Annotated in this window: 8 protein-coding genes; 5 read left to right on the forward strand and 3 right to left on the reverse strand. The window is 68.3% G+C overall.

Features of this window, described 5'->3' with window-relative positions:
* Together AC6LKD_RS31900 and AC6LKD_RS31905 are read left to right on the forward strand one after the other, a co-directional pair.
* Positions 1-3,545, forward strand: a 3,545-nt coding sequence (locus AC6LKD_RS31900) for a YadA family autotransporter adhesin (RefSeq protein ID WP_498118480.1), incomplete at its 5' end; no start/stop codon positions are given.
* Positions 3,546-3,616: 71 nt separating this feature from the next.
* Positions 3,617-4,147, forward strand: coding sequence for a SecDF P1 head subdomain-containing protein (locus AC6LKD_RS31905; RefSeq protein ID WP_498118481.1), 531 nt, complete (start codon positions 3,617-3,619; stop codon positions 4,145-4,147).
* A 16-nt stretch (positions 4,148-4,163) separates the two neighbouring features.
* Here AC6LKD_RS31905 and AC6LKD_RS31910 read toward each other — a convergent pair whose 3' ends face one another.
* Positions 4,164-5,018 (reverse strand): beta-keto acid cleavage family enzyme, encoded by an 855-nt coding sequence (locus tag AC6LKD_RS31910; RefSeq protein ID WP_013393099.1) that lies wholly within the window; start codon positions 5,016-5,018, stop codon positions 4,164-4,166.
* Positions 5,015-5,977, reverse strand: coding sequence for a 3-hydroxyacyl-CoA dehydrogenase family protein (locus AC6LKD_RS31915; protein WP_498118482.1), 963 nt, complete (start codon positions 5,975-5,977; stop codon positions 5,015-5,017). Before AC6LKD_RS31915 ends, AC6LKD_RS31910 begins: the two co-directional genes overlap by 4 nt.
* Positions 5,978-6,099: 122 nt before the next feature.
* On the opposite strand from AC6LKD_RS31915, the gene AC6LKD_RS31920 reads away from it, so the two are divergent.
* Together AC6LKD_RS31920 and AC6LKD_RS31925 are read left to right on the forward strand one after the other, a co-directional pair.
* Positions 6,100-7,008 (forward strand): LysR family transcriptional regulator, encoded by a 909-nt coding sequence (locus tag AC6LKD_RS31920; protein WP_013393101.1) that lies wholly within the window; start codon positions 6,100-6,102, stop codon positions 7,006-7,008.
* 209 nt (positions 7,009-7,217) lie between these two features.
* Positions 7,218-7,685: a MarR family winged helix-turn-helix transcriptional regulator gene (locus tag AC6LKD_RS31925; protein ID WP_371818898.1), complete on the forward strand. Its 468-nt coding sequence runs from the start codon at positions 7,218-7,220 to the stop codon at positions 7,683-7,685.
* A 25-nt stretch (positions 7,686-7,710) separates the two neighbouring features.
* On the opposite strand, the gene AC6LKD_RS31930 is transcribed toward AC6LKD_RS31925, so the two are convergent.
* The gene (locus AC6LKD_RS31930) at positions 7,711-8,700 is read right to left on the reverse strand and encodes an XdhC family protein (RefSeq protein WP_498118483.1); all 990 of its coding nucleotides are present in this window, start codon (positions 8,698-8,700) and stop codon (positions 7,711-7,713) included.
* Positions 8,701-8,760: 60 nt separating this feature from the next.
* Here AC6LKD_RS31930 and AC6LKD_RS31935 point away from each other — a divergent pair, with 60 nt between their 5' ends.
* The gene (locus tag AC6LKD_RS31935; RefSeq protein WP_498118484.1) at positions 8,761-9,387 is read left to right on the forward strand and encodes a nucleotidyltransferase family protein; all 627 of its coding nucleotides are present in this window, start codon (positions 8,761-8,763) and stop codon (positions 9,385-9,387) included.
* Positions 9,388-9,634: the final 247 nt, after the last annotated feature.

Below are 9,634 nucleotides of genomic sequence, written 5' to 3' on the forward strand. Positions count from 1 at the left end.
CGTCTGCATACCGGTCGGGTACGGCGGCGGTGGCTGGAGCAGCGCCGGTGGGCGAGGTGAGCATAGGCTCGGCGGGGGCCGAGCGGCGCCTCACCAACCTGGCCGCGGGCGCGTCCGACACGGACGCGGTGAACGTGAGCCAGCTGAAGTCCGTGGCCGACAACGTCGGCAGCTTGAACGATCGTGCGGTGACCTACGACGGCCAGTCGGGAGATCCCAAGAACCTGATCACCCTGGCCGGCCCTGCATCCACGGACGGCGGCGCGACGGGCGGCACCAAGCTCACCAACCTGGCGCGTGGGGCCGTGTCGGCCGCCAGCACCGACGCGGTGAACGGTTCGCAGCTGCACGAAACGAACCAGGACGTGCAGCGCGTGGGCGACAGAGTGACGACCATGGGCGATACGGTAAATAACCTGGGCAATACCGTGACGAATCTGGGCGACACGGTAACAAGCATGGGCGATACGGTGACCAACCTGGGCGACACCGTGACGAACCTGGGTGACACGGTCACGAACATGGGAGGCACCGTGACCACGCTGGGCGACACGCTCACCAGCCTCGGTGGCACCTTGGCGAACCTGACGGGTGACACGAGCGTGGCATACACGGACGCCAACGGCCTGGGCATCCGCTATGCGCGGACCAATGAGCGTGGGCTGGCGCCTAGCGATGCGTACGCCCAGAATCCCGGCAGTTCGGCGCTGGGCTACAACGCGCGGGCCACGGCCGACAACGCGCTGGCGCTGGGCCGCGATGCCCAGGCCAGCCATGCGGGCAGCGTGGCACTGGGCGCCAACGCGGTCGCTAATGGCGCGGCGCTGGCCACGTCTGCATACCGGTCGGGTACGGCGGCGGTGGCTGGAGCAGCGCCGGTGGGCGAGGTGAGCATAGGCTCGGCGGGGGCCGAGCGGCGCCTCACCAACCTGGCCGCGGGCGCGTCCGACACGGACGCGGTGAACGTAAGCCAGCTGAAGTCCGTGGCCGACAACGTCGGCAGCCTGGGCGACCGGGCGGTGACCTACGACGGCAAGTTGGGAGATCCCAAGAGCTTGATCACCCTGGCCGGTGCGGTGTCGGCGGATGGCGGCGCGACGGGCGGCACCAAGCTCACCAACCTGGCGCGCGGGGCCGTGTCGGCCGCCAGCACCGATGCGGTGAATGGTTCGCAGCTCTACGACATCAATCAGGATGTGCTGCGGATGGGCGACACGCTGACGACCATGGGCGATACGTACACGAACCTGGCGGGAGACAACAATCTGATCAGCAAGGCCGACAAAGGGCTTGGCCTGCGCTATGCGCGGACCAACGAGTCGGGGATGGCGGAAGATGATGCGTACGCGCAGGGCGTGGGCAGCACGGCGCTGGGCTACACCGCGCGAGCCACGGCCGGCAACGCGCTGGCGCTGGGCCACGACGCCGTGGCGAGTCAGGAAGGGAGCGTGGCGCTGGGTGCCGGTTCCGTATCCGGCCGGGCGTTGGCGTCGACCACGGGCAGCCTGGCGATAGGCAGCGGCGGCGCCTTGGTGCCGTTCAACACGGCGGATCTCACCTTGCTGGGGGCCGTGTCCGTTGGCCACGACGGCGCGTATCGCCAGATTACCAACGTGGCGGACGGTACCGAAGCGCATGACGCGGTGACCTTGCGTCAGTTGACCGGCGCGATCGGATCCTTGACGGCCACTGGCACTCAGTACTTCCACGCCAACTCGGCGGCATCCGATTCACTGGCGACAGGCTTGGAGTCGATCGCCATCGGACCGCAGGCGGTGGTCAACGGCGACCGCGGCCTGGGAATCGGCGAGCGGGCCGTGGTGGATCAGAGCGCGCCCGGCGGTATCGCCCTGGGGCAGCAGGCGCGCACGACGTCCGCGGATGGCATCGCGGCGGGAACGCAGGCCTTGGCTGACGCGGTTCAGGGGGTGGCTCTGGGCGCGGGCAGCAGAGTTATCTCGGGGGGTGGCGTAGCGCTGGGCGCCGGGTCGATCGCCAAGGTGGTGGCCGGGGCGGATGGATACGTGCCCCTGGGCGGCGATGGCGCGGCCGTGAACGCCACGCGCAGCAAGTTGGCGGCGCTTTCCGTGGGTGACGTCGACGCTGGCAACTACCGGCAGATCACCGGAGTGGCGGCGGGGACGGTGGATTCCGACGCGGTGAACGTCAGCCAGTTGAAAGCGCTGGCCTCGAACGTGACTGGCCTCGAAGCAGGTGGCGTGAAGTACGACCGCAATCAGGACGGCACCATCAATTACGGCATGGTGACCTTGAACCCTGGCGGCGCGGCGACGGTGCTGAGGAACTTGGCGCGGGGCGCCCTGTCGGCAGAGAGTACTGACGCGGTCAACGGTTCGCAGCTGTTCGAGACCAATCAGTACGTCAAGTCGATAGGCGATACGATCGACACCTTTACCCAGGGCGGGGCTGGGATCAAGTACTTCCACGCCAATGGCGGGGCGTCGGCGGTCTTGCCGGATTCCTTGGCCAACGGTCTTGGCAGCATCGCAATGGGCCCGGGCGCGGCGGCCAACGGCGCCAACTCTGTGGCCTTGGGCAACGGTGCGGCCGCTGGCAAGGAGGGCGATGTGGCGCTGGGCGCGGGCGCCGTGGCGGACCGGGGCGCGGAGAGCTACACCGGCAAGTACTCGGATGCGAAAAATCAGTCGGTGGGCACGGTGTCGGTAGGCGCGTCGGGCGCGGAGCGCACGCTCAGCAACTTGGCCGACGGCCGCGCGGCCACGGACGGCGTGAACCTGCGGCAGCTGGACGGCGCGCTCAGGCAAGCCAACGATTACACCGACAAGCGCTTGCAGGAAGTGGCGGGCAATGTGCTCCAGGTCGGCGATCAGCTCACCGCGCTGGATGAGCGCGTGGCCGGCGTCGAAGGCGATGTGACGAACATCAGCAATGGCGCCGCCGGCATGTTCCAGACCAGTCAAGAGGAAAAGGCGGCCAAGCCGCCCAAGGCCAGCGGCAGAAACTCGGCGGCGGGCGGCGCGGGCGCCGTGGCTTCAGGCAAGAACAGCACCGCCATCGGCAACGACGCGCAGGCGTCTGGCGCTGGCGCGACGGCGCTGGGCAACGGCAGCAAGGCATCGGGCAGCAACGCGGTGGCCCTGGGCGCGGGCTCCGTCGCCGACCGCGACAACACCGTGTCGGTCGGCGCCGAAGGGGCGGAGCGCCAGATCGCGTACGTGGCCCGCGGTACGGCGGGAACCGACGCGGTCAACGTGAACCAGCTGCGGGAAATCGAGAGCGGCTTGACCAATCAGGTGGCCGGTTTGCGCAAGGACGTGCAAGGACTGGACAACCGGCTGAGCGCCGGTGTCGCCTCCGCCATGGCCATGTCCGCGCTGCCTCAGGCCTACCTGCCCGGCCGGAGCATGTTCAGCATGGGCGGCGGCACGTGGCGCGGCGAAAGCGGCTTCGCCATGGGGCTGTCGACGGTGTCGGACAGCGGCAAATGGGTGGTGAAGGGCCTGGCCAGCAGCAGTTCGCGCGGCGACTACGGCGCAAGCGTGGGAGTCGGGTATCAATGGTGAGCAGGTGCAGCTCGTACGCAGGCACGCGGCCAGCGGCCGCATCCTCAATGATTCTTGAGAGGTACACAGCCATGACACGTCGCATCATTCTTCCCGTCGTGATCGCATCGAGCGCGTTGCTGGCCGCTTGCCAACCCATGGCGGCGCAGAAGGGCGCCAATGCCGCGCCCCGCGTCGCCCAACCCGCGCCGGCGGTGCAAGACGCCGTCACGCAGACGCAAACCGCCGTGCCGGCGGTCGAGTTCCGACTGGCGGAGGATCAGCCGGGCGCCGATCTGCGCGAGTTGCGCCTGCCCGACAAGACCTACTACTTCCTGCTGGCGCCCGCGCTTACCCGCGCCGACCTGAACGCCGCCACGCCGATGAAGAGCCGGGAGGGGCAGCCTTTCGTGAGCTTGCGCTTCACGCCGCCCGGCGCGCGCAAGCTTGCGCAGATCGGCCGCCAGTACCCGGGAAAGTGGCTGGTCTTCACCATCGACGGCAAGCTGGTGGGCGTGCCGCGCATTACAGGTCCCATGGATGAAGGCATCCTGAACCTGACGATGAATTCGGAAGAGCAGGCGATCAACGTCGCGCAAGCGATCCTGGGAGCGGCGCGCTAGCGCCGCCGTGGCCGCGTCAGCCGACCGCCCCGTAGATGCGGCGCGCGTCGGCCGCCGTGGCTAGCGGGCGGCCCAGCGCCTGCGCGCCTTGCGCGGCTTGCAGCACCAGCGCCGAATTGCCGGGCGCGGTGCTGCCGTCGCGCAGCTTCAGGTTGTTTTCGAAGCCCACGCGCATATGGCCGCCGAACGCCGCGGCCGTGGTAACGCAGGCATTTTCCTCGGGACCGAAGGCGCAGACGGCCCAGGGCAGGGACTGATCGTACGCGGCCAGGAAGGGCAGCAGGTCATAGGCCGAGGAGGTCTGGCCCGCGCTGTAGCGGCCCAGCACGAACAGCACCGACCACGCTCCTGGCGGCACCAGGCCGCGCGCGCGCAGCGACAGCCAGCGGCGCACGTCGCCTTCGTCGTACAGGATGATCTGCGTCATGATGCGGCGCTCGGCGATCCAGGCCAGGAAAGCCGCCAACTCGGTTTCCGGGATGTCCGGCACGGCGATCTCGCGCAGCCCGATGGACACGGCCTCGGGTTGCAGCTCGCGCACCAGGGCGATCTGCTCAGCCGCCTTGTAGACGCCGGCGGCTTCGCTGGTCACCTGCACCAGCAATTCGTCGCCGACGGCGACATGCACGGCGGCCAGGGCGTCGCGGTAGGCCTGGGCATCCAGCAGGTGGCTGCCGTCGGGCTTGCGCACGTGCATGTGCATCATGGCCGCGCCGGCGTCCAGGCAGGCGCGCGCTTCGCGCGCCAGGGCCTCGGCCGTGAGCGGCACGGCCGGATGGTCGGCGGTCTTCTTGTAGGCGCCATTGGGCGCCACCGTGATGATGACGGGCGAATCGGCCAGGGCGGCGCGGGGCGGAGCGGCGTTGCTCATGGCTTGATCTCCGGCAGTTCGGGCGCAATCAGATCCAGGCCCGCGCGCAGCAGGCGGTCGTAGCGCGCGCGTTCGGCGGCGATGGTCTCGGGCGTCCAGGCGTAAAAACCCTCGCCCGTCTTCATGCCGTGGCGGCCGTCCTGGGCGCGTTCGGTCAGGCAGCGCGCCGGCTGGCTGGCGTTGCAGAAGGTGGGATACATGGTGGCGCCGGCCGCGGCATGCACGTCGATGCCGGCATGGTCGCGCTGCATCACGGGGCCCGCCGCCAGGAAGCGGAAGCCGAAGCCGAAGCGCACTGCCGCGTCCACGTCTTCCGGCGAGGCGATGCCGCGGTCGATCAGGTCGAAGGCCTCGCGCGACAGCGCGTGCTGCAGGCGGTTGGCCAGAAAGCCTGGCAGGTCCTGCCGCACCTTCACCGGCACGCTGCCGCAGCGCCGCATGAATTCGATCAGGGTATCCGCGCAGCCATTGTCGCTGGTCTCGCCCAGCACCACTTCGACCAGCGGCACCAGGTGCGCGGGCATGAAGAAGTGCAGGCCCAGCATGCGGCCGCGGGTGTCCAGACCCTGGCTGATGGCGCTGATCGGGAAGCTGGAACTGTTGCTGGCCAGGATGGCGTCGGGCCGGGCGCGCTGCGCCAGATCCGCGAACAGCGCCTGCTTGATGTCCAGGCGTTCGGGAATGCACTCGATGACCAGGTTCACGCTGGACCAGTCCACCTCGTCCAGGCTGGAGGCGGTGGATAACAGGGCGGCGTTCGCTTCCCTGTCTATGGTCTTGAGGTTTTCCGCGACGCGGGCGGGCAAGCCCGACGCGCGTTCGGTATTTGATTCGATTACCGTCGTGCGGCAGGCCGCGCGGGTCAACACCACGGCCACGTCGGCTCCCATGGTGCCGCCGCCCACCACCACCGCATGCGCCGCGCCCGGATTGGGCAGCGCTATCGCGTCCGTCTGCATGGTTTGCTCCTTCATCTGTAATTTCGCTGGAGGCGAGTGTAGAGAAGCGAGTTTGATTGATGAATCAGATTTTTTGGATAGAATGATCTCCAATTTAGATCAATAACGGGGCCGCTCCCAGCATGCAGATCAATCTTTCGATGCGCGATATCGACACGACATTGGTGCTGGGCCGCACGCTCAACTTCCGCCAGGCGGCCGCGCAACTGCACCTGTCGCAATCGGCCCTCTCCACGCAGATCCAGCGCATCGAGGATGCGCTGGGCGTGCGGCTGTTCGACCGTACCACGCGCACCGTCCGCCTCACGGCCGCGGGCGAGGTCTTCATGCAGCAGGCGGCCACCCTGCAAGTGGCCTTCCGCGACGCCATCGCCGCGGTCAGCGGCATCGTCAACGCGGAGCAGGGCCAGGTGTCGGTGGCGGCCTTGCCTTCGATCGCCGCTCGCCTGTTGCCGCGGGTGCTGATGGCCTACCGCCAGGCCCACCCGCAGGTCGCCCTGAAGGTGCGCGATACCTTGTCGGGGCCGGCCTTCGACTTGGTGCGGGCGGGCGAGGTCGACTTCGCCCTGACTGCCGCCGATCCGCAGCATGCCGACCTGCACTACGTGCCGCTGATGTCCGACAGCTTCCTGCTGCTGATTCCCGAAGCCCATCCGCTGGCGCGTGCCCGCGGCCCGCTGCGCTGGGCCGATACCGCCGATGCGGCGCACGTGTCGATGGTGCAGCCCAGCAGCGTGCGGCAATACACCGAATGGGCCTTTCTGCAGAACCGGATCCGCTTCACGCCGGCGTTCGAGGCCGAGCACCTGACCACCATCGTCGCCATGGTCGAATGCGGATTCGGCGTCGCGGCATTGCCTGAAATCGCCGCCGGCGCGGTGGCGCAAAATGGCATCGTGCAGCGCCCGCTGATTGGCCCGGTGGCCGAGCGTTCCATCGGCTTGGTGACCGCGCGCAACCGCAGCCTGTCGCCGGCCGCGGCGGCCTTGGTGCAGACCTTGAAGGAGTATCTGGCGGAGCAGCCGCGCTAGGTTTCGCGGCGGATTTTCGACCCGTCGCGCGCTTCTGAACGCTGCGGTTTTGATTTCAGGCAAGCGCTTGCGGCGTGCCGCTCGACAGGAAGCGCCCGGTGGTATTATCCTCAGTGCACTAACTAAATTGGAGCTGCCTCAACGTGCCGGATGTACAGAAAAAGACGACGTCCCAGAAGCGCGTCGCAACTCATAAGATGGACACCAAGATTTTCGATCCGGCCAAGCAGGTGCTTTGGTCGCGTCCCGGCTATCTGGTGCGGCGCCTGAACCAGATCCACTACGCCATGTTCTACGAGGAGTGCAAGACGCAGAACGTGACGCCGGTGCAGTATGGCGTGCTGACGGCGCTGTCGCTCAGCCCCTGGCTGGACCAGACCGCCATCGGCATGGAACTGGGACTGGACCGCACCACCACCGCGGACGTGGTCAAGCGCTTGCAGGAGCGCGGCCTGGTGGAACGGCGCGTCAATCCCAACGATAAGCGCTCGCGCCAAGCCGTCATCACCCAGGAAGGCCTGCGCATCATGGGCATCTTGCAGGAAGGAATGGCGCGCGCCCAGCAGCGTCTGCTGGAACCGTTGTCCACGCGCAATCAGGAAATCTTCATGAAGCTGCTTTCCACCCTGGTGGAAGCCAATAACCAGTACAGCCGCACCACGCTCAAGCCCATGTAGGGCAGGGGCCGGCTGCGGTCCTGGCTCAGCCTTGCAGCGCGCTCGCTTGCGGCGCGCTGCGGGCGGCCTGGCCGTCGCCCAGCGTGTTGCGGACCCAGATCAGCTCCGCAGCGACCGCCACGGCGATCTCGGCCGGCGTCTTGCTGGCGATGCGCAGGCCCACCGGGCCGTGCAGGCGCGCGATCTGACTGTCGTCCAGGTCGAACAGCCGCAGCCGTTCGCGGCGCTTCTGCTGGTTGGCGCGCGAGCCCAGCGCGCCCACGTAGAACGCCGGGGATTTCAGCGCTTCCAACAAGGCCATGTCATCGAGCTTGGGGTCGTGGGTGACCGCCACGATGGCGGTGCGTTCGTCGGTGCCGATTTCCAGCACCGCGTCGTCGGGCATGCTGGTGAGCAAGGTCGTCCGGGACAGGTTCCATTCGCCGAAGAATTCCTCGCGCGGGTCGCAGACCGTGACGTGGAAATCCAGCGTGGCGGCCACGTTGGCCAGCACCTGGGCGGTCTGGTTGGCGCCGATGATGAGCAGCCGCCAGCGGGGGCCGTACACGCTGCGAAAGATGCGGCCGTCGAAGTCCGGGCCGTCGGCCGGGCCGGCGGCAGATACCGAGCTGCTGCCGTCGTGCAGGTCCACGGTGCGCTGGATCAGGCGGTGGCCGCGTATAGCTTCCAGCACCACGTCCAGCCATTGCGTGTCGCGCAGCGGTTCGCTGATCAGGCGCAGCGTGCCGCCGCAAGGCAGGCCGAAGCGTGCGGCCTCGTCGCGGGTGACGCCATAGGTCAGGCGGGCGGGAGCGTCTTCCAACGTGCCCTCGCGGGCGCGGCAAATCAGGTCGTCCTCGATGCAGCCGCCGGAGACCGAGCCGACCATGCGGCCGTCCTCGCGCAGGGCCAGCATGGCGCCGGCCTGGCGCGGGGCCGAGCCCCAGGTCTGCACCACGGTCACCAGGTGCACGCGGCTGCCCGCGGCCACCCAGTCCCGGGCATGTTGCAATACGTCCAGATCCAGAGCGTTCATCGGCTTCTCACAAAAAAGGCCGCGACGCTGCCACGGCTTATATTCACTATACTGATCATTATGGCGAATGTCTCTAGTGTCTATCCCTACCAGGGCCCTATGCGGGTCGGCATCCTGCTGGCCGCGGGGCAGGGCTCGCGCTATGCCGCGCAGCGGCCGGGCGCCGACAAGCTGCTGGCGCCTTTGCCGCAAGGCATGTGCGTGGCCGTGGCCAGCGCCCGGGCGCTACGCGCGGCGGTGGACCTGGTCGTGGCCGTGGTGCGTCCCGGCAGCGCTGCCCTGGCCGGATTGCTGCGGGCGGAAGATTGCCAGGTGTTGGAGACGGACCGGGCGGGCGAAGGCATGGGGGCCAGTCTGGCCGCCGCGGCGCAGTATCTGCAGGGTTTGCCCGGGACGCCCGAAGCGGTGCTAGTGGCGCTGGCCGACATGCCGTGGATCCGAAGCGCCAGCCTGGAGGGCGTGCTGGACGCGCTGCGCCACGCGCCGATGGCCGCGCCTTCATACCAAGGGCAGCGTGGCCACCCGGTGGCATTCCGCGCGGAACTGCTGCCGCAGCTGGCAGCCTTGAGCGGCGACGAAGGCGCGCGGCGGATGCTCAAACAGCCTGGCCTGCGCCTGGTCGAGGTGGATGACCCCGGCGTGTTGCGCGACGTCGACACGCCAGCCGATCTGGACGGCGGCGGCTGAGCGCCGCCTGCTGGCAAGGCCGCTTCGGCGGCCTTTTTTTGCGGTCTTTGGGTTCTTGAGGCGCTCGGCTCTTTGGGCATTTTTGGCACTGTTTGCGCTTGATGGCGGATGCTGGTTCTTGAGACGCCCGGCGCGGCGGCGGCCCGGCAGGCGCGGGGCTGCGATTGCGGTCCGGAGCCTTCGCTCCGGACTTCCCCTGCCTCATCCTCGTCCAGGCCTGCGGCCTTCCCTACGGATTCCGTAGGGC

Source organism: Achromobacter sp. D7-1 (genome assembly GCF_059760445.1).

Excerpts from the sequence above, each read along its gene's own strand:
- AC6LKD_RS31920 (WP_013393101.1), top strand. The coding sequence starts at position 6,100 with ATGCAGATCAATCTTTCGATGCGCGATATCGACACGACATTGGTGCTG.
- AC6LKD_RS31910 (WP_013393099.1), bottom strand. The coding sequence starts at position 5,018 with ATGAGCAACGCCGCTCCGCCCCGCGCCGCCCTGGCCGATTCGCCCGTC.
- AC6LKD_RS31915 (WP_498118482.1), bottom strand. The coding sequence starts at position 5,977 with ATGCAGACGGACGCGATAGCGCTGCCCAATCCGGGCGCGGCGCATGCG.
- AC6LKD_RS31930 (WP_498118483.1), bottom strand. The coding sequence starts at position 8,700 with ATGAACGCTCTGGATCTGGACGTATTGCAACATGCCCGGGACTGGGTG.
- AC6LKD_RS31905 (WP_498118481.1), top strand. The coding sequence starts at position 3,617 with ATGACACGTCGCATCATTCTTCCCGTCGTGATCGCATCGAGCGCGTTG.
- AC6LKD_RS31935 (WP_498118484.1), top strand. The coding sequence starts at position 8,761 with ATGGCGAATGTCTCTAGTGTCTATCCCTACCAGGGCCCTATGCGGGTC.